The sequence below is a fragment of the Bacillus cereus ATCC 14579 genome (genome assembly GCF_000007825.1).
GTDB lineage: Bacteria > Bacillota > Bacilli > Bacillales > Bacillaceae_G > Bacillus_A > Bacillus_A cereus.
The window spans coordinates 1,126,142-1,149,213 of record NC_004722.1; the positions used below are offsets into that span (position 1 = coordinate 1,126,142).

A 23,072-nucleotide genomic window follows, 5' to 3' on the forward strand; every position below is an offset into this window, starting at 1 on the left:
TCAATAGGGAGGGTAAAAATATTCCTGCTATATATTTATGACAAGGATGTCTTAAGAAGAACTAGTTGATGGTTTGATAGAAATAATTTGTCCTTTTGCCTGTAATGGGCGAAGCGGTTCCGTAAATCCGCCCGTATTTGAAAATTTAGATAGGGCTTTAATACTTCCGGCAGTACCAATTTGGAACACAGAAGAGGTTGTAATGCTATCAATTTTAATACTGTTGATGATGATACTTTGGTTTACATAAAAATTCAATGCAATTGCCTCCTTTAAGTTGAGCCAATTATCGCTTGATCGATTACATCTGAATCGTTGACAGTCGTTGCACTTTGATAATTGTAGACAGAAACATTATCTCCAACGTTGAAAGAGCCGGCCCCGGCGAAAGCACGTGAGTAACTAATAGGCCTAATCGCAAATACATCTCCAATATGAAAAATACCACTTGATCCAATATTGACGATACGAATATGTCCGACCATAGCTGGCATACAAAACACCCTTCGTTTTTAAAATTTTCTTTTCTACTATTGTATGGGCGTTTCCAATAAAATGTGTATTTTTTTGAAATAAAAGAAACACACGCATTATTGCGTGTGTGTTTTGAACGTTTGATTAGGGTGTAAATCCGTATGTACATGACAAATTACATTTAAGAGCCTGTCCAGTTCTTGGCTACAATCCACTGTTTTTTGAGAAGTCATTCCATAGCGTTCAGCAAAATAAATCATTTTTTCACGTTTTTTTTCAATCGCTTGCTCAAACATTGAAATCGGCTCCATCTCTAAATGAAATTTTTAGTATATATGTAGTACATATTATACAAAAACTTCATAAAAAAGAAATGCATTCGCTAAAAAAAGTAAAATTTCTACATTTTATGCCAAATGATAAAGGGGTAACGAATAAGGGATGAGAAGAATATTGTAAAAATTAGCGTGCATGAGAAGGTTTTTTTCTTGCGGATGCGAATACAATTAAAGGGTATGAGTTTTAGGATGGAGAGTGGAAATATTGCGTTTTGTAACGGCGAAGAAAGAAGAAAAGGTATTTGTAGGTATTGTAGATGAAGAAGAAGAAAAGGTATTACACTTAAGAGAAGCGCAAAGACAAAAAGGGGAAAAGGTTACAATCCCTATTACAATGTTAGAGTGTATTGAAAGAGGGACTGAATGCTTTGAGAAAGTATGTGAAATTGTAAATTGGGCAAAAGAGAACGGGGAAGCGGCGTATTATCCGTTAACAGAGGTGAAAATATTAGCGCCGATTCCAAGGCCAAGAAAGAATATTTTGTGCGTTGGAAAAAACTATCGTGAGCATGCGGTAGAAATGGGCGGAGTAGAGTCTATTCCAGAAAATATAATGATCTTTACGAAAGCACCAACAACAGTTATTGGCATAAATGAGCAAATTAATGGTCACCCTCATGCAACGGACGAACTAGATTATGAAGGAGAATTAGCTATCATTATTGGTAAGCGAGGGAAGCAAATAAAAAAAGAAAAAGCGCTTGAGCATGTTTTTGGTTATACGATTATCAATGATGTAACAGCTCGAGACATTCAAAGAAAACATAAACAGTTTTTCTTTGGGAAAAGCTTCGATACATTTTGTCCGATGGGACCGTATTTAATTCATAAATCGGTGGTTAATGCGCCGAATGCATTACACATTGAAACGGTAGTAAATGGAGAAGTAAGGCAAACTTCTAACACAAATAAAATGATTTTTTCAATAGAAGAAATTATTTCAACGATAAGTAAAGGAATGACTTTAGAACCAGGTGATATTATTGCAACAGGAACGCCGGCTGGTGTCGGAAAAGGTTTTACACCACCGAAGTTTTTACATGCTGGTGATGAAGTGGTCATTACAGTAGAAGGAATTGGTACTTTACGAAATGTAGTGAAATAAAGAAAAGAGCTATCTTGTTAAAAGATAGCTCTTTTTTTATGGCCTTGGGTTATAGAGGTAATCGATAACGGCAAAAGTGTAAAGACCAATGAATGCAAGTGTACAAATGCCAAATAGTATAACCGTAAGTGCGCTTTTTTCTCGTCCAAAACCAATGATAGTAAGAATAACAGCAGTCCAAAATGATGCTTTCAGTAGTGTGAGTGTAGTAGGAGTTGAGTAATGAAGCCATGTTGTGGAAAGTAGGAAACCAAAGAATGTAACTAAAATAAAAGCTGTAGCTAAATAGTTAATATGTTTACCATATCTTAATAGCATGTCGCACCTCCTTTACGATTTTAAAATACAGAAAATTACAATTTCATCTTAATATAAATGAATATAAAAAGAAAGAGGTTGTCCCAACATGTCGGACAACCTCTCTATCATTACGATAATACAGCTTTAATTTTTTGGAATGCCCACTCTAAATCTTCTTCAGAGATTACTAGAGGTGGTGCGATACGAATTACATTTTCGTGTGTTTCTTTACATAATAGACCAGCTGCTTTTAGTTGTTCACAGTAAGGACGAGCTGGCTCGTTTAATTCGATACCGATGAATAAACCTTTACCACGAACTTCAGTGATCATTGGGTTATCAATCTCTTTTAATTGCCCAACTAATTTTTCACCTAATTGAAGAGAACGCTCTGTTAATTTTTCTTCTTCTAACACTTCAAGAGCCGCGATAGAAACAGCACATGCAAGTGGATTACCACCGAATGTAGAACCGTGAGAACCTGGCTCAAATACACCTAAAATGTCGCGGTTTGCTGCTACGCAAGAGATTGGGAACACACCGCCGCCAAGTGCTTTACCAAGTATGTACATGTCAGGAGTTACATTGTCCCAGTCACAAGCAAATACTTTACCAGTACGGCTTAAGCCAGTTTGGATTTCATCTGCTACAAATAAAACGTTTTCTTTTTTACATACTTCAAAAGCTTCTTTTAAGTAACCAGCTGGTGGGATATTAATTCCTGCTTCACCTTGAATTGGCTCTAAAATGAATGCTGCTGTGTTTGGTGTAATTGCGGCTTTTAATGCTTCTAAATCACCGTAAGGAATTACAACGATGCCAGGAAGCATTGGACCGAATCCACGCTTGTACTCTTCATTTGAAGACATAGAAACAGAACCCATTGTACGTCCGTGGAAGTTATCTTCACAAACGATGATTTCAGCACGGTTTGCTTCCACTTTCTTCACATCATAAGCCCAGCGACGAACTGTTTTAATTGCAGTTTCAACAGCTTCAGCACCTGTATTCATTGGAAGTACCATTTCTTTATTAGTTAGTTTCGCAACTTTTTCGTACCAAGGACCTAATTGATCGCTATGGAAAGCACGAGAAGTTAACGTAACACGATTAGCTTGGTCAATTAAAGCGTTAATAATTTTCGGGTGACGATGACCTTGGTTTACTGCAGAATATGCACTTAATAAGTCCATATAGCGGTTTCCTTCAGGATCTTCTACCCAAACACCTTCTGCTTTAGAAATAACGATTGGAAGTGGGTGATAGTTATTTGCTCCGTATGTGTCTGTAAGTTCGATAATATCCTTAGTTTGAATCATGATTGTTCCCCCTTTTGTTATTACAAGAAGTTTGTAAATACTCTAAATATTATAGCATTTAAATGTAAAAAAGCGAAACATTTCCTGAAAATAAATGAACATGTTATCATATAAAGTGAAAAAGTGTGAAAAGAGGAGGTAAGGGATACGATGGTACATATGCATATTACAGCATGGGCGTTAGGTTTAATTTTATTCTTCGTTGCGTATTCACTTTATTCAGCAGGAAGAAAAGGGAAAGGTGTACATATGGGGCTTCGCCTAATGTATATCATTATTATTGTGACAGGCTTCATGTTGTACATGAGTATTGTGAAGACAGCAACAGGTAGCATGCACATGTGGTATGGCTTAAAAATGTTAGCTGGTATTTTAGTTATCGGTGGAATGGAAATGGTTCTTGTGAAAATGAGCAAAAACAAACCAACAGGGGCGGTTTGGGGCTTATTTATTGTTGCGCTAGTAGCAGTATTTTACCTTGGGCTGAAATTACCGATTGGCTGGAAAGTATTCTAATAAAAAATAAAGCCACCTTATAATCTCAAAGACTTGGGAGATTATAAGGTGGTTTTTTACTTTATCCCGTAAACATCAGATTGGTGAAGGCTAATAATCAGTGGGCTCCCCCGCTGATTAAAGTTTCACTTTATGTCGCATCGATATGCAACTCTTCTCCATTTACTTTCGTAAAACGGAACATATTTTTATTTGACGTAGTGTGACGGACGAAATGGTGCTGCAGTGTACAGATCATTTCTTCGTTATCAAACAAAAGAATATTTACTCCTTCGCGTGACTCCTCTTGCGGTAAGAAAGATAAATAATTATGACAATACATGCAATCATATAAAGAGTAGTGAAGTGATTGCAATGATTCGGTTAATAATGTGAAGACAGAGTCAGGTAATTCCTCCAGCCATTCATTATAGCTAAGAAGTAACTTTTTTCGAATACGTATCATTTCACCATTTTGCAAATGGTGTTGCTCGTTGGCGATTTGTAATACATCTTGTTCATAGAAACGGGCTGGTAGCCAATTGTTATTATACAAAATTTCAAACCCATCTTCGGCAATATCTTCTAATAAAAACGCTTCATCATTTTCATCATCAAAGAATACCCACTCATTGTTTATATATTCTACATTACCGACTGTATGAGCACGGGGCTGATTATATAAAATATGTTTACGTTGTATCATACACGATTTCTCCTTTATGAAAAGTAGTTATTCCTGTTATAGACAGTTCGTGCATTCTTTATAACTAGACACATATAGACATAGGTGGGCATACAATAAAACACGTTTTACTGAGTGAAAATGCTATTCCATATGTGGATAGTAGGTTATCGTCAAGTTTTTCATTTTTTTGATCCGCACTCACAGGGTGGGGATTACTGCACGTTCAAGAAAAGAAATAAGATGGAAGGATGATTTATATGTGCGGGATTACAGGATGGGTGGATTATAAACGCTCATTAGAAGGAGAAAGAGATGTCGTTACGAAGATGGCTGAGACGTTAGCGAAACGGGGGCCGGATGATAATAAAGTTTGGATTAAAGGAAATGTCGCATTTGGGCATAAGCGGTTAATCGTTGTGGATCCTGAGGGCGGTAAACAGCCGATGACTTGTTTAAAAGATGAAACGAATTACGCCATTTGCTATAACGGTGAACTTTATAACACAGAAGACATTCGAAAGGAATTATTAAGAAGAGGATATAGGTTCAAAGGTCATTCTGATACAGAAGTATTATTAGCTTCTTATATTGAATGGAAAGAAGAATGTGTCGATCATTTAAACGGTATATATGCGTTTGCAGTATGGGACGAACAGAAAGAACAAGTATTTATTGCGAGAGATCGATTAGGTGTAAAGCCACTTTTTTATAAATATGATAGCGGACGCTTACTATTTGGTTCGGAGTTAAAAGCGATATTGTCGCATCCAGATGTGAAGGCGGAAGTAACGTTAGAAGGATTATCAGAAATATTCGGGCTCGGACCGTCAAGAACGCCTGGCCACGGTATTTATGCTGGTATAAAAGAATTGCGTCCAGGTCATGCGATGACATTTTCAAAGAACGGTTTGTGTATATGGAGATATTGGAATGTAGAAAGTAAAAAACATGAAGACTCTTTTGAAGAAACAGTAGAGAAAACGCGCTTTTTATTACAAGATGCTATTACAAGACAGCTTGTTTCTGATGTACCACTATGTACTTTTTTATCGGGTGGTGTAGATTCGAGCGCTATTACAGCTATTGCAGCGAAAGAATATGAGAGATCGGGAAAAGGGCAATTACACACGTATTCTATTGATTACGAAGATAATGACAAATACTTTAAAGCGAATGCATTCCAGCCAAATTCAGATGCTCCGTTTATTAATTTAATGACTGAGACATTTCAAACCAACCCATCATCGCTGCGTCATTTCGAATGAAAAATTAGCAGAGTATTTAACTGAAGCAGTACTCGTTCGTGATTTGCCTGGTATGGCAGATATCGATTCGTCATTATTATGGTTTTGCCGAGAAATTAAACAAGATTTTGTCGTTGGCTTATCTGGAGAATGTGCAGATGAAATATTTGGTGGATATCCGTGGTTTTATAGAGAAGATGATTTACAATCGAGTGCATTTCCGTGGATGCGTTCTACAGAGGCACGTGAACAACTTCTAAAAAAAGAATGGAGAAATAAATTAAATTTACAACAATATGTACAAAGGCGCTATGAAGAGTCGATTCAAGAAGTTCCTATTTTAGAGGGGGAAAGTCCGCTAGAAGCAAAAAGACGCCAATTATTTTATTTAAATATGATATGGTTTATGACAACATTATTAGACAGAAAAGACCGCATGAGTATGGGGGCGAGCTTAGAAGTACGTGTTCCATTTGCAGATCATCGTCTTGTCGAATATGCGTGGAATATTCCTTGGGAAATGAAAATGTATAAAAACCGCGAAAAAGGTCTATTACGTAAAGCGTTAGAAGGTATACTTCCACATGACATCTTATATAGAAAGAAGAGTCCTTATCCGAAAACGCACAATCCGCACTATACAAAAGCAGTAACAGTATGGCTTCAAAATCTATTAACGGATAAAGGTTCAATTTTACACGAACTGTTTGATAAAGAGCAGTTGAGCGGATTAATTCAGTCTGGCGGCAGTGCATTTCAAACACCATGGTTTGGTCAATTGATGACTGGGCCACAGCTTTTAGCTCATTTAGCACAAATTCACGTTTGGTTTAAAGAATATGGGGTAAATATTAAAGAATAGGAGAAAAGCGACTTACTTTATAAGTAAGTCGCTTTTTATTAAATAAATTGTCATATAAAATTCAGAATCATATTAGAAAAAATCCTTATTTAGAATAATTATCTTTACGTATTTATTATTAGTTGTTATAATTGGAAACAAATGTTCTTGAAAAAGATTCTCATTTATAAAATTGAGGTGTTATATAGATGAAAAAGAAAAAAATAGGTTTACTCGTAATGGCGTATGGAACACCAGAATCATTAGACGATGTAGAGGCGTATTATACACATATCCGTCACGGGCGTAAGCCATCAGAAGAAGCGCTTGAAGATTTAATTGGGCGCTATAAAGCGATTGGTGGAATTTCGCCGCTTGCAAAAATTACGAAAGAACAGGCGCATAAATTAACAGATTCAATGAATAATATATTTACAGAGTATGAATTTACTTGTTACTTAGGTTTAAAACATACTGCTCCGTTTATAGAAGATGCTGTAGAAGAAATGAAGCGTAATGGGATTGAGCAAACGATTAGTATCGTATTAGCGCCGCATTATTCTACATTTAGCATTAAAGCGTATAATGACCGTGCTATTCGTCTTTCAAAAGAAATCGGTGGTCCTGTTATTGAATCAATTGAACAATGGTATGATGAACCGAAGTTTATTTCGTATTGGGCAGACCAAATAAAAGAAACGTTTACAGAAATTGATGATAAAGAGAAAGCAGTCGTAATTTTTTCAGCGCATAGTTTGCCAGAAAAAATTATTGCAGCAGGAGACCCATATGTAGAACAACTAAAGCATACGGCAGATTTAATTGCAGAAGCTGCAAATATTCAAAACTATACAATCGGTTGGCAAAGTGCTGGGAATACTCCAGATCCGTGGATTGGTCCAGATGTGCAAGATTTAACGAAAGATTTATATGAAGAGCATGGGTACGAATCTTTCATATATTGCCCAGTTGGTTTTGTAGCGGAGCATTTAGAAGTTTTATATGACAACGATTATGAATGTAAAGTTGTAACGGATGAATTAAATGCCAAATATTTTAGACCAAATATGCCGAATGCGCAATCTGCATTTATCGACTGTTTGGCTGAAATTGTTTCCAAAAAAGTGAAGGAAATAGTTGACAAAGATCTAGTTTTGAATAATAATTAGTTTATAATAATTTTAAACAAATAATAATTACTATGAAAGAAAGAGGAGGATCCCCCTAGATGAATCCAAATAATCGCTTAACAACAAACCAAGGTGCTCCAGTTGGAGACAACCAAAATTCTCGTACAGCTGGTCGTCGTGGACCAGTATTATTAGAAGACTATCATTTAGTAGAAAAACTTGCACACTTTGATCGTGAACGTATTCCGGAGCGTGTTGTGCATGCACGTGGTGCAGGTGCTCACGGTGTATTCGTAACGAAAAATAGTATGAAGCAATATACGAAAGCTGCATTTTTACAAAATGAAGGAACTGAAACACCTGTATTTGTTCGTTTTTCAACGGTTATTCATGGTCAAGGTTCTCCTGAAACAGCACGTGACCCACGTGGGTTCGCTGTTAAATTTTATACAGAAGAAGGAAACTACGATATCGTAGGTAATCATTTACCAGTTTTCTTCATTCGTGATGCAATTAAATTCCCTGATATGGTACATTCTTTAAAACCAGCACCTGATACGAATATTCAAACGCCAGATCGTTACTGGGATTTCATGACGTTAAGTCCAGAATCTACACATATGATGACATGGGTATTTTCTGATTACGGTACACCAGCAAGTTATCGTGAAATGGAAGGTTTCGGTGTACATTCATTTAAATGGATTAATGAAGAAGGTAAAATTGTTTATATTAAATACCACTGGAAACCACAGCAAGGTGTACGTAACTTAAATGCGAAAGAAGTGCAAGAGGTACAAGGGAAAGACTTCAATCATGCTACTCGTGACCTGTTCGACGCGATCGAAAAAGGAAATCACCCGAAATGGGATTTACACGTACAAGTTATGCAATTAGATGAAATGGATTCTTTAGACTTTGATCCACTAGATCCAACGAAAGTATGGCCAGAAGATCGCTTCCCGTTAATTGAAGTAGGGACAATGACGTTAAATCGTAATCCGAAAAACTTCTTTGCAGAAGTAGAACAAGTAGCGTTCTCTCCAAGTGCCACTGTAAATGGTATTGAGCCATCGGAAGATAAATTATTACAAGGTCGTTTATTCTCTTACCCAGATACACAGCGTTATCGTCTTGGTGCAAATTACTTACAAATTCCTGTAAACTGCCCATACGCAGCTGTTCATAATCAACAACGTGATGGTGCGATGCAAGTGAATCAAAACCCATCTACAATCAACTACGAACCGAGCCGTCATGCTGAAAATCCAGTTGAAGACCCAGCTTACCGCGATTCAACTATGAAAGTAGAAGGCTATGTATCTCGTGAAAAAATTGAGAAACCAAATGACTTTAAACAAGCAGGTGAGCGTTACCGTTCATTCTCTAAAGAAGAGCAAGATAACTTAATTGCAAACTTAACAAATGACTTGAAAGACGTAAATGAACGCACGAAATTACTAGCTGTTTGTAACTTCTTCCGTGCAGATCAAGAATACGGTATGCGTTTAGCGCAGGCATTAAATGTTGATATTACGCAATATGTAGGAAATGCTCCGAAATAAATCGGAAAAGACGACTGGGTTTCGGTCGTCTTTTTTATGTGTAAAGTTACACGCGGGTATTCTTCAGTTTCGTTATGTCGGAATTTGTTGGTAAATCGATATCTTGTGTCGAAACGTTGATATATTGAAAGGAACAATCGATATATTTGAAAAATCGTTGATATATCCAAAAAACCGTTAATATATTTCCGGTTATACTAGGTGGGGTATATTGCCCGGTGCGCAAAAAAGAGATGCAATCTATTACTAATAGATTGCATCTCTTTTTTAGTTCACTCGCTCAGTATACTCATAAGCTTTCTCCCCGTGCATCGAAATATCAAGTCCCATATGTTCCTCGTGCTCATCTACCCGGACAGGGAGGAAGAAGTTGATTGCTTTAATAATGGCATACGTCATTATAATTGTGAACGCATATGTTGCGCCGATCGCTACAAGTTGTTTCAACAGCAGCGAGGCGTTTCCGTAAAATAATCCGTTAGCGCCATCGCCGTTTACGGCAGTAGTTGCAAATAATCCTGTCGCAATACCGCCCCAAGTTCCACCGATGCCGTGACATCCGAATGCATCGAGTGTATCGTCGTATCCGAATTTTGTTTTTAAGAAAAAGACCGCTCCGAAGCATAATACGCCGCCAATTGCTCCGATAAGAAGAGCTGAGAAAGGTGTAACGAACCCGCAAGCTGGTGTAATAGCGACTAGACCGGAAACGGCGCCACAAGCAGCTCCCATCGCAGTCGGTTTTGATTGGAAGAACCACTCTGAAAGCATCCAAGTTAATGCTGAGGCAGCAGCGGCTATATTTGTATTAATAAATGCAGTTAAAGCTACGTCGTTTAAGGATAATGCGCTGCCGACGTTAAAACCGAACCAGCCAAACCATAATAAGCCTGCGCCTAACATTGTAAATGGCAAATGGTGAGGAGAAGAACCATTTATGTTTTTTCGTTTTCCGAGGAAAATAGCTAATACAAGACCAGCAACTCCGGAAGTGATGTGAACGACGTTTCCGCCAGCGAAGTCTAGTGCACCAAATTCCCTTAGCCACCCGCCGACGCCCCATACCCAATGAGCGACAGGATTGTAAACAATCGTTGTCCATAAAAGGATAAAAATAAGAAAGGCAGAAAATCGCATTCTTTCAGCAAATGCACCTGAAATTAAAGCTGGAGTTAAAATGGCGAACATGAGTTGAAACATCATGAATAAATTGTGAGGAATAGTAGATGAGTAGTCTGGATTTGGTGCGTAGGTAACTCCGTTTAGACCGAACCAATCAAGTGTACCAATAAGCCCGTGCCAATCTGGTCCGAATGATAAAGAATAGCCGATAACAATCCATTGAATCGAAACGATAGCCATTGCACTATAACTATGCATCGTTGTACTGAGTACATTTTTGCTGCGAACCATACCTCCATAAAAAAGTGCCAATCCTGGTGTCATCAACATGACCATTACTGTCGTCACAAACATAAAAACTGTATCTCCCATATTCATGAGCTCTCCTCCTATGATGTTAGAAAAAATAACATCGTTTTGTTATGTTTCATATCATATTCGAAAAAGAACTAAAAATCAACTAAAAATTCAGAAAAATATATACATGATGTTAGAAAATATAACATAGATTATTTTGTGAGGATTGAAATCGACATATGCGTTTCTCTCGGATAATTGGTATAATATTCTTACAATTAAAAACTTGGGGGATGCGTGTGGGAAAAATACGGACTAGGAAACTATTCATTTGTTTTTGCTTAGCTTTTGTTTTGTTTGTACCAATACATACTTTTGCAGACGAAAAAAGAGAGTGGAAAGATGAAGTTATATACTCCATTATGATTGATCGCTTCAATAATGGAGAACCGAAAAATGACAAACAATTAGAAGTTGGTAATTTAGAAGGGTATCAAGGCGGGGATATAAGAGGAATTATAAAAAGGTTGGATTACATAAAAGAAATGGGTTTTACTACCGTTATGCTTTCGCCGCTTTTTGAAAGTGGAAAGTACGATGGATTAGACGTGCGAAATTTTAAAAAGGTAAATGAACATTTCGGGACAGACAATGATGTGAAAGAACTTGTAAAAGAAGCTCATGCAAAAGGAATGAAAGTTGTATTTCAATTTCCGCTTGGAGAAAACGAACGACAGGTAATTGACGCAATGAAATGGTGGATAAAAGAAGTTGATTTAGACGGAAGTTATGTTATACATAGTGAAAAAAAGCCGCGTTCCTTTTGGGATAACGCGCAAAAAGATATGCAAGTGATAAAGAAAGATTTTCGTATTATGACAAAGGAGGATAGCGAATACAACGAAAAAATCGTAGAATCGTTTTCCGAAGCGGATGTATCGGTGAAATCGTTATACGATGTGAGTAAAAAAGAAGGGGAATTTGTTACGTTTTTAGATGATCAAGAAACAAAAAGATATGCGCGTATTGCAAAAGAAAATATGTATTATCCGCCATCACGTTTAAAACTGGCGCTTACTTATTTGTTAACATCACCTGGGATTCCGAATTTTTATTACGGAACGGAAATTGCATTAGATGGAGGAAGTGTACCCGATAATAGACGATTAATGGATTTTAAGTCAGACGAAAAATTTATGCAGCACATAACAAAACTAGGTGAACTTAGGCAGGCGAGACCGTCTTTACGACGCGGTACGTTTGAGCTTCTGTATGATAAGAGCGGGATGAGCATACTAAAACGAAAATATAAAGATGAAGTAACTTTAGTAGCAATTAATAATACGAAAGAAACACAAAAAGTCTCCTTACCTGCAAGTGCAATTGGTGAAAAACAAGAGTTAAGAGGATTGTTACAGGATGAAATTATAAGAGAGGAAAACGGAAAGTTTTATCTCGTTTTAAAACGTGAAGAATCAAACGTGTATAAAGTTAACGGAGAAACAGGTGTGAATTGGTTATTTATCTCCTTAATCGTTGGTGTGAATGTATTATTTATTGCGTTTCTAATTGCAGTTAAAAGGAAGCGTAGATGAGATGAGAAATTACTCGCTCTATGTTCATGTCTTCTTATTGTATTTGTAAGTTTGTTCGGCGGGGCAATAGTGTTATTCTGTTGATATGAAATTTCTTAAGAGAAACGACGTGAGAATGAAAACGTCCCTAGTGAGAGGAGGGCTAGGTTAGGAAGAGGATATTCTTCCTAACCTGTTTTTTGTGTTAACACCGATAGGGAAGAATCTTTGAAGCAATCAATAATTGCAACTATATTAATTTTACATTACATTAAAAGTTAGAGAATACTCTTATACTAATACAGTGCTAAATAGTAGGTGGGAAAATGGAGTTTTACGATTTGGGTATTACCATTAAAGAGCTTAGAATTAAAAAAAATATATCACAATCCGAATTATGTCATGGAATATGTTCGCAAAGTCAAATTAGCAAAATAGAAAAAGGTGTGATTTATCCATCTAGTATATTGTTATATCAATTATCAGAAAGACTTGGTATTGACCCAAATAATATATTTGCATTAACTCAAAACAAAAAATTAAAATATGTAGAAAATGTAAAATGCGTAATAAAAGATTGCTTAAAGCAAAAACAATACAAAGAACTTTATGAAATAGTGAAAAAAGAGAAAAACGAAAATAACTTCCAATCAACAGAAGATAAACAATTTTTAATATGGCATGAAGCGATTGCTATATTTATGGTGGATAAATCAATAAAAACTGCTTTAGATTTTTTAAATAATGCATTAAAATTAACTGTAACTAATTCTGATTTTTTATCAGAAAGAGAAATAGATATTATGCAGACAATTGCTATATTCCATGGGGAAAATAAAGAATATGAAAAAAGTATTAATATATTAAGAAGGTGTTTAACTAATTTTAATAAGTTAGATTTTCCTAGAGATAAAGAAATTAAATTGAAAATTATTTTTAATTTAGCAAAAATTTTAGGTCATGCAAATCAACATGAAGAGGCAGTAAAATACAATGATATGGGTATCAAACTAGCTATTAATCTAAATACTTTATATTTACTAGGTGAATTATACTATGGAAAAGCTTGGAATTTATTGAAACTTAAACAACCTAATGAAGAAGATGTTGCAAATAACATGAAAAAAGCATTATTTATATTTGAACTAACAGAAAAAGAAAATCTGATAAAAATGGTTAAAGAAAAATATTTTGAAAACCAAACTGAAAAAAGTCACTCATAATTCATTTGGAAATCACTTGAAATATAATAAAACCTACAGGGGAAATCTCTGTAGGTTTTATACTTATAAACTTGCTTCTAAAATATTAGTGCTTAATATAAATTTTTGAATAAGAGTTTACTTAGCGCTTTAGTGTACTTTTTTATTTTGAAGCCTGCATCTTTATTAAAGATGTATGCTTCTGTTTAAATCCATCCGAATATTATTGGTTCAAGTCGGAGGAAGGTACTTTGGGGTGTCTTTTCTTTAGATCTTTATCATTAACTATTTAATGTTTTTTAAATGATTACATGACATATTTTTTTTGTACCAAGCTTTGTTGATACAGTTAGATTTATCCGTTAGTGTATTCGTATTATTAGAACATCCTACAGTATTTAGGGAGAATGTGGCTAATAAAAACCATAATATTAATTTCTTCAAAAAACCACTTCTAACTCTTTTTTAATTAACATTTTTGAGATCCTTACTAATTTTACATTACATTAAAGGTTGGGAAATATTCTTATACTCATAAATTGTTACGTTTTGGCGGGGAGAGGAATTATGAGTCACAGCGATTTTTAAGATGACTTTGGCCCAGGATGTGGTTATTAAGAAAAGTAATTCAAATTGAAGGGGAAACGTCTTAAGGTATATTTTTCTTATTTTCAATAAGGTCTGCTAAATACATGTATAAAACAAATTCTACAATAAGGCCTAGTTTAATCATGTGCTCACTTGTAAAGTATTCGTATGGTTAGACTCTGTTCACTTAGTGATTTTCACCGCATATACCATTTTTCTATGGTTTGTTCTCGGAATATTGTCTCTACAAAACAAAAAACTCCTCTAATTAAGAGGAGTTTTCTTTTTAGCGGTAGTTAATGAACTGTACGTCGATTGGTAAATCAGCGCTACGAACAGCTGCGATTACTGCTTGTAAGTCATCACGGCTTTTCGCTGTAACACGTACTTGATCATCTTGTACTTGTGTTTTTACTTTTAATTTCATTTCTTTAATGATGTTGTTAATTTTTTTCGCGTTATCTTTATCGATACCTTGTTGAAGTGTTGCGCGTTGGCGAACAGTGTTGCCAGTTGCAGCTTCAACTTTTCCGTAATCTAAGTTCTTAATTGGAACGTTACGTTTTACAAGTTTAGAGATAAGAACGTCTTTTACTTGCTCTAATTTAAACTCGTCATCAGAAGTTAAAACAAGTACTTCTTTTTCTAATTTAATATCACTTTTACTTCCTTTAAAGTCATATCGGTTTTGGATTTCTTTTAATGCGATGTTAATTGCGTTTGTTACTTCAGGTAATTCTACTTTCGAAACGATGTCAAAAGAACTATCTTTTGCCATAGTTAGCACCTCCAAATAAATTTCTAATCTTGTTATGTACTGTACATACTAAAGTATAGCTGAAAACGAGTCTAGACTTAAGTGTTTTCGTACTTATATTCATGTAACCTTATTTTATTATAGTGAATTTTGGGCAGTTGGACAAATACAGGAAAAATCATGTTATAATTAACTTTTGTTTGGAATGATAAAAAAGATAATTTTATATATATAGAAGGGAATTAAAAAATATGTATTTGCAAATAGGATCGATTGAACAGGTAACTGTTTTACGCGAAACGGAAATTGGATATATGGTTGGGAATGAAGAAGAAGAAATTTTCCTACATAAAAACGAAGTAGCTGGAGAAATTGAAGAAGGCGATACGATTGACGTATTCTTATACCTTGATCACCAAAATCGTATTTCAGCAACAATGAAGGAGCCAATTATTACAACTTATGATTGGAACTGGGTAAAGGTTGTAGAAGTTATTCCGAGTTTAGGTGTGTTTGTTGATATTGGTGTATCAAAAGATATACTAATTCCAGCTGATGAATTCCCAATTTATATGCCGGTATGGCCAGAAGTTGGAGACGAATTATATTGTACGTTAAAATTAACGAATCGTGATCGTTTAATTGCTCTTCCAGCAAGAGATAGTGATATGCAAGAAATCGTTGTAGATGCGACACCATCTATGCGTAATAAAAACGTAAACGGACGTGTATATCGTTCGCTTCAAGTTGGTTCATTCATACTAACTGATGAGCATTTCCGTGCTTTCTTACACCATACAGAAAGAAAAGAACAAGTTCGCATCGGTCAGCGTGTAACAGGACGTATTATTGACGTAAAAGATGACGGTACAATTAACATTTCACTTCTTCCTCGTAAAGAAGAAGGAATGGAAGACGATGCTGCAGTAATTTATGCATATATGGAAGAACGAGGCGGAGCAATGCCGTTTTGGGATAAGAGCCATCCAGAAGATATTAAAGAACGCTTTAACATGAGTAAAGCTGCATTTAAGCGCGCACTTGGTAAGTTGATGAAAGAAGAAAAGGTTTACCAAGAAGAAGGTTGGACTTACTTTAAGAAATAAGATGAAAGATTAAAAAGCACACCCTTATCTAAAAAGATAAGGGTGTGCTTTTTTTAATTTCCTTGCGGAGAAACAAGAGTAAACGTATCTTTCAAATCACTATCATTTATTTTAATATTTGCCTTTTTTAATTCCTCTTGTAACAATTTTTTGCTGAATACAGGATCAGCAGTACGTTCTTCCTCTAAGTTTTTGCGAATAGAGTCTTTCACTTCATCATAAGGCTTTAAAGCTTTTTTATCAGTTAATTTAATAACGTGATAACCGTTTGATGATTTTACGGGATTGCTAATTTGTCCAACATTTAGTTTGTAGGCAGCGGTTTCGAATTCAGGGGCCATTGTACCTGAATTGAAGTATCCAAGGTCTCCACCTTTATCTTTTGATAGCAGATCTTGTGATTCTTGTTTTGCTAATTCTTCAAATGAAGCACCAGCATCTAGTTTACTCTTTATTTCTTTCGCTTCATTTTCGTCACTTACTAAAATGTGACTCGCTTTAATTTCTGGCTTATAGTGGTCTTTTACGTCTTTTTCTGTAATGCTTTTCTTAATCGCTTCATTCATAGCAAGTTTGAACTTAATTTGATTTTTGAAATCCTCTTCATCTTTTAAACCATAATTTTCTAATACTTTTTTGAATTGATCTCCATATTGTTTTTTTACTTTTTCTACTTCTTTATTTACCTCTTCATCAGGTACTTTATATTTTTTTGTGATGACGTCTTGTGCCATCATTTCGTATAGCATGTCTTTTCCGTAACGATCTTTCAATTGTTTTTCGAAGTTATCCTTTGTAATGGTGGAGTCTGTTGCTGTAGCGACTGTAGCTGAGCCATTCTTTTGTCCGCAAGCAGATAGCATCAATATACTTATTAGTGCAGTAATAATGAAAATATGTTTCCCTCTCATGCCAACACCTCATCCGAATATGTTATCGCTATTGTAGAATATAGAAGTGAACATGAAGTGAATTTTTAATGTTTTTTCCTTTAAAATGTAAAAAAGTACATCAACATAATTGTTGATGTACGATGGAATCAAAGGTGATCGGTCTTTTTAGAGTATGCACGTTTACCTTGCTGAATATTTTTTTGCTCTTGCTCATTTTTTTGTGTGCGTTTTGCGTTATTATCACGTGCTTTTTTGTCGTTATCACTCGTATGTGGCATATGTATCAACTCCATTTCTAAACGTTGTACGTTTATCATTTCCTTTTTCGTAAAGACTATGTATAGCGGTGCATTTATGAAGGGTAAAGGTGGATTCGAAATGGATTTGAAGTTGAATTATACTGAACTTATAAAGAAGTTAATCGTTGTAATCATCGCAGGTTTATTAAACGCGATTGGGATGAATTTATTTTTAACGCCAGCAAAAGTGTATGCGAGCGGCTTTGCTGGATTGTCTCAATTATTATCACAAATATTAGGTGATTTTTTATCGATTCACATATCTACGGGAGTATTGTTTAGCTTATTTAATATTCCTGTCGTTATTTTAGCGTGGAAAAAGGTTGGAAAGGCCTTCACCTTTTTTAGTTTTCTTTGTGTTATATTTATGACTTTGTTTCTAGAAATCATCCCTGTTAGAGCGGTTTCGAATGATATCATATTAAATGCGATTTTTGGCGGGATTATTTCGGCAATTGGAGTAGGGATTGCTTTAAAGTGGGGTGCTTCTACAGGTGGATTAGATATTATCGCCATGATTTTATCAAAAATAAAAGATAAGCCTGTCGGTACATACTTTTTCTTTTTTAATGCAATTATCATTATCGCTGCTGGCTATGTATATGGATGGGAAAAAGCGTTATATACGCTAGTGACTTTATATGTATCAACGAGAATTATTGATGCAATTCATACTCGTCATGTAAAGATTACAGCATTAATTGTTACGAAGAATGGGGCAGATGTAAGAAAGGCGATTCACTCGCGATTAGTAAGAGGGATTACAACGATACCAGCAACAGGTGCTTATACGAATGAAAATAAAGAAATGTTAATGATGGTTATTACTCGTTATGAGTTATACGAATTAGAGAGGATTATTAAACAAGTGGACCCAGGTGCATTTACAAATATACTGCAAACAGTTGGGGTGTTCGGATTGTTTCGGAAAGATTAAAGAGGACCAAAGTTGGTCCTCTTTTTTAATGTAAATTCGTAATGTTTTGCAATTGCTCTTGCATTTCACGGAGCTGAACTTTTTCAGCAGTTGAAGAGTTTGCGTAAGCGGATTGCAAAGCATTTTTTGCTCTATACACGAGATCTTGTTGCTCAGTACCGCTTGAACAAGATACGGCATTTTCAACAGCATCTCTAGCTTGTTGGAATAGTAAGTTCCCCATTTAAACCCCTCCAAAAGAAGAGTTACTTCTTGCTTTTTCTGCCTCAGCTAATGTACCTCTGTACGGGAATCTTGCATCATGCTTCATAACAGCATCGGCTCCTTGTTGGATAAAACGTTTTGATTTGTTCTTTTTACCCATTCGAAAAACCCCCTTTATTTAGCTGAAAACAATCGACGCGATGTCTCATGCGTCTACTTATAGTATGGACATTTGGCAGGAAACTATAAGTAGGGAATTTTTAGATTACAACCCAAGAACCTCTTCTAAATATAAAGCAATACCATCTTCTTCGTTCGTTAACGTCGTATGGTTTGCGAGTGATTTTAATTCAGGGATGGCATTTCCCATTGCGATGCCGTGACCAGCAAATTCAATCATTTCAAAATCATTATCTTCATCACCGAAAGCGATAATGCGCTCTTGTGGAATGTTGTAATGACTAGAAATTTTTTGTAATCCAACTGCTTTATTTAATCCGCTTTTCACAATTTCAATAATCGGCCAAGGTGCGCCCCATTTTCTATGGTCGATTACTTCCGCATGCATATCGGTTAAATGTTGACGAATTGCAGTAGAATGCTCGTCATGTGCGTCAATTAATAAGCAAGTTGGATGATCGTTTAAAATATTTAATAAGTCTCCCGTAAAAATCTTAGGAGAGCCGAATTCGAAAATATGTTTTTTATCTTCATCAATTTCACGAACATACACATCGTCCATTACTTCCGCGTATATATTTTTTACGCCAAAATCAAAGCAAGCTCGGACAATTTCTTGCGCTGTTGCTAGCTCAAGAGGAGAGTGATGTGTTCCCCAGTTTGAATCAAGAGGATGATGTACGTAAGCGCCGTTAAAGTTTACGATAGGTGTGTTAAGATCAAGTTCTTTATAGTAATCATAACTAGCACGGAATGGACGTCCTGTTGAAATAACGACAATATGTCCCTGTTCCTTTGCTTTTGCAATTGTATGTTTCGTTCGAGTGGAAATTATTTTGTTGTCTGTTAATAAAGTGCCGTCTAAGTCTAATGCGATTAAATGTTGTTTGTTCATAATTTCACCTCTTATAATAATTTTTTTGTATCTATCTGTATTTCCGTTTTTAATATGCAGAAATAAGAGGTTAGACTCGGTGAAATCACCATAGATGGAAATTTCACTATATATCCATCTTACGTCTCAAAGTGCTGTGGTGTCTACTATTTATCGTTGGAAATTAAGAAAAGTCAACATCTTTTTAGAAAGTTCAAACAATGTTTCTTTCATTATGTACAAATTGTGAAAAGGGTTACATTGCTCGTGTGATGAGGCATATAATGAACATGTAATCTTCTCGTATATGTTTGACTCTCCTTTGAAACTAGCCTAGAGTAGGTTGGTTTCTTTTTTTTTCTACAGGTAGGAAAGAAATCCCTGCTTACGCTTGTGTCATTCATATATATGTACAAGAATGAGATGTAGTACTGTTTCCTAAACATGACAGAAAAGCTTTCTTTTAAAATGGATATACTAATGAGGCAAGACGTCATGGAAGGAGAATGAAGATGGGACAAAATCGCAGGTTTCGTTCTGGACAAAAAGCGCCGAATGATGGCATTTACGTAGAAATTGGTGAAACGGGAAGTATGGTGAAAGATCCGCAAATGGTGAAATTAACTGCCGGTGAAAAGTTTCCGGATAACACGAATCATAACCGCCAGTGGACATATAAAAGAAAACCGTAACAGAAGCCGCAATCATTATTGCGGCTTTTTTGTCGTTACACATTGTAATTTCATTTACCGTATTTTTTAGCAGTATAATGAATGCTCTCTTTTTCTTTTTCAAATAATAAGTTTGAAAATACATAGGCGAAATTATTGTATAAAAAAGTCAGTTGGCGTATAATCAAATCAAAGGTCAAAGAAAGTCAAACTTTTGGAGGGCTGTAAAGATGGACTTAAATCAAATGACAACAAAAACACAAGAGGCGATTATGAGTGCCCAATCTTTAGCGGTATCTCATCATCACCAAGAGGTGGATACTGTTCATCTATTACTTGCATTATTAGAAGAGCAAGATGGATTAGCAGTACGTATATTTCAAAAAATGAATGTTGATATAGAAGCATTAAAGCAAGGTGCTGAAAGTTTAATTAAAAAGAAACCTTCTGTAACGGGGAGCGGTGCAGAAGTTGGGAAATTGTATGTAACGAGCGCTCTGCAACAACTTCTTGTAAGAGCAGGAAAAGAAGCAGAAAAACTGCAGGATGATTACATTTCAGTAGAACATGTATTGCTTGCTTTTTCTGAAGAAAAAGGCGATATAAATCAATTATTTACAAGATTGCATATTACGAAAGATAACTTATTACAGTCTTTAATGACAGTTCGGGGGAATCAAAGAGTGACGAGTCAAAATCCAGAAGCAACTTATGAAGCGTTAGAAAAATATGGCCGTGATTTAGTGGCGGAAGTGAGAGCAGGGAAAATCGATCCTGTAATCGGCCGTGATAGTGAAATACGACGTGTAATTCGTATTCTTTCACGTAAAACGAAAAACAATCCTGTTTTAATTGGGGAGCCAGGTGTTGGTAAAACAGCAATCGTTGAAGGGCTAGCACAGCGTATCGTGAAAAAGGATGTACCTGAAGGATTGAAAGATAGAACGATTTTTGCGTTAGATATGAGTGCGCTCGTAGCAGGTGCGAAATTCCGTGGTGAGTTCGAAGAGCGTCTGCAAGCTGTATTAAATGAAATTAAAAAGAGTGAAGGACGCATTTTATTATTCATTGATGAACTTCATACAATAGTTGGAGCGGGTAAAACAGAGGGAGCCATGGATGCAGGAAATATGTTAAAACCGATGCTTGCGCGCGGTGAACTGCATTGTATCGGGGCGACGACGCTCGATGAATATCGCAAATATATTGAGAAAGATCCAGCGCTAGAAAGACGTTTCCAACAAGTATTAGCAGAAGAACCAACTGTTGAAGATACAATTTCCATTTTACGTGGATTAAAAGAACGCTTTGAAATTTATCACGGTGTAAATATTCATGACCGTGCGATTGTAGCAGCGTCAGTTTTATCAGATCGATATATTTCAGATCGCTTCTTACCCGATAAAGCAATTGACCTTGTTGATGAAGCGTGTGCAACAATTCGTACAGAAATTGATTCTATGCCAACAGAATTAGATGAAGTAACGCGCCGCATTATGCAGCTGGAAATTGAAGAAGCGGCTCTTGGGAAAGAAACGGATCGTGGTAGCCAAGAGCGTCTAAAAACATTGCAACGTGAATTATCGGATTTAAAAGAAGTTGCAAGTGGCATGAGAGCGAAATGGGAGAAAGAAAAAGAAGACATTCACAAAGTTCGTGACTTACGTGAACATTTAGAACGTTTGCGTCGTGAATTAGAAGAAGCAGAAGGCAATTACGATTTAAATAAAGCAGCGGAACTTCGTCACGGGAAAATTCCCGCAATTGAAAAAGAGTTAAAAGAAGCGGAAGAAATGGGCGCGCATAATAAACAAGAAAATCGTTTATTACGTGAGGAAGTAAGTGAAGAAGAAATTGCAGATATTGTTTCACGCTGGACTGGTATTCCTGTTGCGAAACTCGTGGAAGGTGAACGCGAGAAATTATTACGCTTAGAGCAAATCTTATCAGAGCGTGTCATCGGACAAGAGGAAGCAGTAAGCTTAGTGTCAGACGCAGTTCTTCGTGCTCGCGCTGGTATTAAAGATCCGAACCGCCCGATTGGTTCTTTCATCTTCTTAGGACCAACAGGTGTTGGTAAAACAGAACTTGCAAAAACGTTAGCCCAGTCTTTATTCGATAGTGAAGAGCAAATGATTCGCATTGACATGTCTGAGTATATGGAAAAACACGCCGTGTCTCGCTTAATTGGTGCACCTCCTGGATATGTAGGATATGAAGAAGGCGGTCAATTAACAGAAGCGGTAAGACGTAAACCATATTCCGTTGTTTTATTAGATGAAATTGAAAAAGCACATCCAGAAGTATTCAACATTTTATTACAAATGTTAGATGATGGACGCATTACAGATTCGCAAGGTCGTACAGTGGACTTTAAAAATACAGTTATTATTATGACTTCAAATATTGGATCTGCTCATTTACTAGATGGATTAGAAGAAGATGGTTCCATTAAAGAGGAATCAAGAGACCTTGTAATGGGGCAATTAAGAGGACATTTCCGCCCTGAATTTTTAAACCGTGTGGATGAAATTATTTTATTCAAACCTCTTACAACGAATGAAATTAAAGGCATTGTTGATAAAATTGTAAAAGAACTACAAGGTCGTCTAGCTGACCGTCACATTACAGTAGAATTAACAGATGCAGCAAAAGAATTTGTTGTGGAAGCAGGTTTCGACCCAATGTACGGAGCTCGTCCATTAAAACGATACGTACAGCGTCAAGTGGAAACGAAATTAGCACGAGAATTAATTGCAGGAACAATTACTGATAATAGTCACGTAGTTGTTGATGTAGAAAATAACGAGTTAGTCGTTCATGTGAAATAAAAATAAAAAAGAGTTCGGATAAAATCCGGACTCTTTTT

The 23,072-nt window shown here is 35.9% G+C and carries 23 protein-coding genes and 1 pseudogene; 11 read left to right on the plus strand and 13 right to left on the minus strand.

Annotated features, from left to right (window positions below; translation table 11 throughout):
• Positions 1-51: 51 nt before the first annotated feature.
• From gerPB to BC_RS05735, 3 genes are all read right to left on the minus strand, one after another.
• Positions 52-258 carry a spore germination protein GerPB gene (gerPB, locus tag BC_RS05725; protein WP_001012508.1) on the minus strand — a complete coding sequence of 69 codons (207 nt, stop codon included), beginning with the start codon at positions 256-258 and terminating at the stop codon, positions 52-54.
• Between the two features lie 14 nt (positions 259-272).
• Positions 273-494 (minus strand): spore germination protein GerPA, encoded by a 222-nt coding sequence (gene gerPA / locus BC_RS05730; RefSeq protein WP_001111187.1) that lies wholly within the window; start codon positions 492-494, stop codon positions 273-275.
• Between the two features lie 96 nt (positions 495-590).
• Positions 591-770, minus strand: coding sequence for an aspartyl-phosphate phosphatase Spo0E family protein (locus tag BC_RS05735; RefSeq protein ID WP_000462841.1), 180 nt, complete (start codon positions 768-770; stop codon positions 591-593).
• A gap of 247 nt (positions 771-1,017) precedes the next feature.
• Here BC_RS05735 and BC_RS05740 point away from each other — a divergent pair, with 247 nt between their 5' ends.
• The gene (locus BC_RS05740) at positions 1,018-1,917 is read left to right on the plus strand and encodes a fumarylacetoacetate hydrolase family protein (protein ID WP_001213070.1); all 900 of its coding nucleotides are present in this window, start codon (positions 1,018-1,020) and stop codon (positions 1,915-1,917) included.
• Between the two features lie 36 nt (positions 1,918-1,953).
• Here the strand turns inward: BC_RS05740 and BC_RS05745 are convergent, their stop codons facing one another.
• Together BC_RS05745 and rocD are read right to left on the minus strand one after the other, a co-directional pair.
• Positions 1,954-2,235 carry a hypothetical protein gene (locus tag BC_RS05745; protein ID WP_000926857.1) on the minus strand — a complete coding sequence of 94 codons (282 nt, stop codon included), beginning with the start codon at positions 2,233-2,235 and terminating at the stop codon, positions 1,954-1,956.
• 110 nt (positions 2,236-2,345) lie between these two features.
• Entirely contained in the window at positions 2,346-3,536 is a 1,191-nt protein-coding gene (gene rocD / locus BC_RS05750; protein ID WP_000616659.1) for an ornithine aminotransferase, read from the minus strand.
• A 150-nt stretch (positions 3,537-3,686) separates the two neighbouring features.
• Between rocD and BC_RS05755 the strand changes: the two genes are divergently transcribed.
• A complete protein-coding gene (locus BC_RS05755; protein WP_000233494.1) occupies positions 3,687-4,052 on the plus strand; it encodes a YisL family protein in 366 nt (121 codons plus the stop codon).
• Positions 4,053-4,182: 130 nt separating this feature from the next.
• Here BC_RS05755 and BC_RS05760 read toward each other — a convergent pair whose 3' ends face one another.
• Entirely contained in the window at positions 4,183-4,737 is a 555-nt protein-coding gene (locus BC_RS05760; RefSeq protein ID WP_000616046.1) for a DUF2777 domain-containing protein, read from the minus strand.
• A gap of 239 nt (positions 4,738-4,976) precedes the next feature.
• Between BC_RS05760 and asnB the strand changes: the two are divergent.
• From asnB to katB, 3 genes and pseudogenes are all read left to right on the plus strand, one after another.
• A pseudogene (gene asnB / locus BC_RS05765) lies at positions 4,977-6,825 on the plus strand (asparagine synthase (glutamine-hydrolyzing)).
• 188 nt (positions 6,826-7,013) lie between these two features.
• Positions 7,014-7,973: a ferrochelatase gene (gene hemH / locus BC_RS05770; protein WP_000727378.1), complete on the plus strand. Its 960-nt coding sequence runs from the start codon at positions 7,014-7,016 to the stop codon at positions 7,971-7,973.
• Between the two features lie 59 nt (positions 7,974-8,032).
• On the plus strand, positions 8,033-9,499 hold the full coding sequence (gene katB, locus BC_RS05775) for a catalase KatB (RefSeq protein WP_001069177.1): 1,467 nt from the start codon (positions 8,033-8,035) through the stop codon (positions 9,497-9,499).
• Positions 9,500-9,766: 267 nt separating this feature from the next.
• Here the strand turns inward: katB and BC_RS05780 are convergent, their stop codons facing one another.
• Positions 9,767-10,999, minus strand: a complete 1,233-nt coding sequence (locus BC_RS05780) for an ammonium transporter (protein ID WP_001055852.1) — start codon at positions 10,997-10,999, stop codon at positions 9,767-9,769.
• A gap of 158 nt (positions 11,000-11,157) precedes the next feature.
• On the opposite strand from BC_RS05780, the gene BC_RS05785 reads away from it, so the two are divergent.
• Positions 11,158-12,513: an alpha-amylase family glycosyl hydrolase gene (locus BC_RS05785; RefSeq protein ID WP_013141814.1), complete on the plus strand. Its 1,356-nt coding sequence runs from the start codon at positions 11,158-11,160 to the stop codon at positions 12,511-12,513.
• Between the two features lie 305 nt (positions 12,514-12,818).
• Complete coding sequence (locus tag BC_RS05790; RefSeq protein ID WP_000397889.1) at positions 12,819-13,715, plus strand: helix-turn-helix domain-containing protein; 897 nt, start codon at positions 12,819-12,821, stop codon at positions 13,713-13,715.
• 853 nt (positions 13,716-14,568) lie between these two features.
• On the opposite strand, the gene BC_RS05795 is transcribed toward BC_RS05790, so the two are convergent.
• The gene (locus BC_RS05795; protein ID WP_001040149.1) at positions 14,569-15,060 is read right to left on the minus strand and encodes a YajQ family cyclic di-GMP-binding protein; all 492 of its coding nucleotides are present in this window, start codon (positions 15,058-15,060) and stop codon (positions 14,569-14,571) included.
• A gap of 230 nt (positions 15,061-15,290) precedes the next feature.
• Between BC_RS05795 and BC_RS05800 the strand changes: the two genes are divergently transcribed.
• Positions 15,291-16,145, plus strand: coding sequence for a CvfB family protein (locus BC_RS05800; protein WP_000281264.1), 855 nt, complete (start codon positions 15,291-15,293; stop codon positions 16,143-16,145).
• 53 nt (positions 16,146-16,198) lie between these two features.
• Here BC_RS05800 and prsA read toward each other — a convergent pair whose 3' ends face one another.
• Together prsA and BC_RS05810 are read right to left on the minus strand one after the other, a co-directional pair.
• Positions 16,199-17,056 carry a peptidylprolyl isomerase PrsA gene (gene prsA, locus BC_RS05805; RefSeq protein WP_001214214.1) on the minus strand — a complete coding sequence of 286 codons (858 nt, stop codon included), beginning with the start codon at positions 17,054-17,056 and terminating at the stop codon, positions 16,199-16,201.
• Between the two features lie 128 nt (positions 17,057-17,184).
• On the minus strand, positions 17,185-17,316 hold the full coding sequence (locus tag BC_RS05810) for a DUF3941 domain-containing protein (protein ID WP_001120851.1): 132 nt from the start codon (positions 17,314-17,316) through the stop codon (positions 17,185-17,187).
• 100 nt (positions 17,317-17,416) lie between these two features.
• On the opposite strand from BC_RS05810, the gene BC_RS05815 reads away from it, so the two are divergent.
• A complete protein-coding gene (locus tag BC_RS05815) occupies positions 17,417-18,274 on the plus strand; it encodes a YitT family protein (protein WP_000364431.1) in 858 nt (285 codons plus the stop codon).
• 25 nt (positions 18,275-18,299) lie between these two features.
• Here the strand turns inward: BC_RS05815 and BC_RS05820 are convergent, their stop codons facing one another.
• From BC_RS05820 to BC_RS05830, 3 genes are all read right to left on the minus strand, one after another.
• On the minus strand, positions 18,300-18,497 hold the full coding sequence (locus BC_RS05820) for a DUF3813 domain-containing protein (protein ID WP_000527407.1): 198 nt from the start codon (positions 18,495-18,497) through the stop codon (positions 18,300-18,302).
• The gene (locus BC_RS05825) at positions 18,498-18,638 is read right to left on the minus strand and encodes a hypothetical protein (RefSeq protein WP_000516816.1); all 141 of its coding nucleotides are present in this window, start codon (positions 18,636-18,638) and stop codon (positions 18,498-18,500) included.
• 105 nt (positions 18,639-18,743) lie between these two features.
• Positions 18,744-19,553, minus strand: coding sequence for a Cof-type HAD-IIB family hydrolase (locus tag BC_RS05830; protein ID WP_001041232.1), 810 nt, complete (start codon positions 19,551-19,553; stop codon positions 18,744-18,746).
• Positions 19,554-20,044: 491 nt separating this feature from the next.
• Between BC_RS05830 and BC_RS05835 the strand changes: the two genes are divergently transcribed.
• On the plus strand, positions 20,045-20,224 hold the full coding sequence (locus BC_RS05835) for a YjzC family protein (protein WP_000531421.1): 180 nt from the start codon (positions 20,045-20,047) through the stop codon (positions 20,222-20,224).
• A gap of 209 nt (positions 20,225-20,433) precedes the next feature.
• On the plus strand, positions 20,434-23,034 hold the full coding sequence (gene clpB / locus BC_RS05840; RefSeq protein WP_000365401.1) for an ATP-dependent chaperone ClpB: 2,601 nt from the start codon (positions 20,434-20,436) through the stop codon (positions 23,032-23,034).
• Positions 23,035-23,072: the final 38 nt, after the last annotated feature.

What these genes read in the sequence shown, in the direction of transcription:
- gerPA (WP_001111187.1), bottom strand. Translation starts at nt 494, where the DNA reads ATGCCAGCTATGGTCGGACATATTCGTATCGTCAATATTGGATCAAGT.
- BC_RS05735 (WP_000462841.1), bottom strand. Translation starts at nt 770, where the DNA reads ATGTTTGAGCAAGCGATTGAAAAAAAACGTGAAAAAATGATTTATTTT.
- BC_RS05745 (WP_000926857.1), bottom strand. Translation starts at nt 2,235, where the DNA reads ATGCTATTAAGATATGGTAAACATATTAACTATTTAGCTACAGCTTTT.
- rocD (WP_000616659.1), bottom strand. Translation starts at nt 3,536, where the DNA reads ATGATTCAAACTAAGGATATTATCGAACTTACAGACACATACGGAGCA.
- BC_RS05755 (WP_000233494.1), top strand. Translation starts at nt 3,687, where the DNA reads ATGGTACATATGCATATTACAGCATGGGCGTTAGGTTTAATTTTATTC.
- BC_RS05760 (WP_000616046.1), bottom strand. Translation starts at nt 4,737, where the DNA reads ATGATACAACGTAAACATATTTTATATAATCAGCCCCGTGCTCATACA.
- hemH (WP_000727378.1), top strand. Translation starts at nt 7,014, where the DNA reads ATGAAAAAGAAAAAAATAGGTTTACTCGTAATGGCGTATGGAACACCA.
- katB (WP_001069177.1), top strand. Translation starts at nt 8,033, where the DNA reads ATGAATCCAAATAATCGCTTAACAACAAACCAAGGTGCTCCAGTTGGA.
- BC_RS05780 (WP_001055852.1), bottom strand. Translation starts at nt 10,999, where the DNA reads ATGAATATGGGAGATACAGTTTTTATGTTTGTGACGACAGTAATGGTC.
- BC_RS05785 (WP_013141814.1), top strand. Translation starts at nt 11,158, where the DNA reads ATGCGTTTCTCTCGGATAATTGGTATAATATTCTTACAATTAAAAACT.
- BC_RS05790 (WP_000397889.1), top strand. Translation starts at nt 12,819, where the DNA reads ATGGAGTTTTACGATTTGGGTATTACCATTAAAGAGCTTAGAATTAAA.
- BC_RS05795 (WP_001040149.1), bottom strand. Translation starts at nt 15,060, where the DNA reads ATGGCAAAAGATAGTTCTTTTGACATCGTTTCGAAAGTAGAATTACCT.
- BC_RS05800 (WP_000281264.1), top strand. Translation starts at nt 15,291, where the DNA reads ATGTATTTGCAAATAGGATCGATTGAACAGGTAACTGTTTTACGCGAA.
- prsA (WP_001214214.1), bottom strand. Translation starts at nt 17,056, where the DNA reads ATGAGAGGGAAACATATTTTCATTATTACTGCACTAATAAGTATATTG.
- BC_RS05810 (WP_001120851.1), bottom strand. Translation starts at nt 17,316, where the DNA reads ATGCCACATACGAGTGATAACGACAAAAAAGCACGTGATAATAACGCA.
- BC_RS05815 (WP_000364431.1), top strand. Translation starts at nt 17,417, where the DNA reads ATGGATTTGAAGTTGAATTATACTGAACTTATAAAGAAGTTAATCGTT.
- BC_RS05820 (WP_000527407.1), bottom strand. Translation starts at nt 18,497, where the DNA reads ATGGGGAACTTACTATTCCAACAAGCTAGAGATGCTGTTGAAAATGCC.
- BC_RS05825 (WP_000516816.1), bottom strand. Translation starts at nt 18,638, where the DNA reads ATGGGTAAAAAGAACAAATCAAAACGTTTTATCCAACAAGGAGCCGAT.
- BC_RS05830 (WP_001041232.1), bottom strand. Translation starts at nt 19,553, where the DNA reads ATGAACAAACAACATTTAATCGCATTAGACTTAGACGGCACTTTATTA.
- BC_RS05835 (WP_000531421.1), top strand. Translation starts at nt 20,045, where the DNA reads ATGGGACAAAATCGCAGGTTTCGTTCTGGACAAAAAGCGCCGAATGAT.
- clpB (WP_000365401.1), top strand. Translation starts at nt 20,434, where the DNA reads ATGGACTTAAATCAAATGACAACAAAAACACAAGAGGCGATTATGAGT.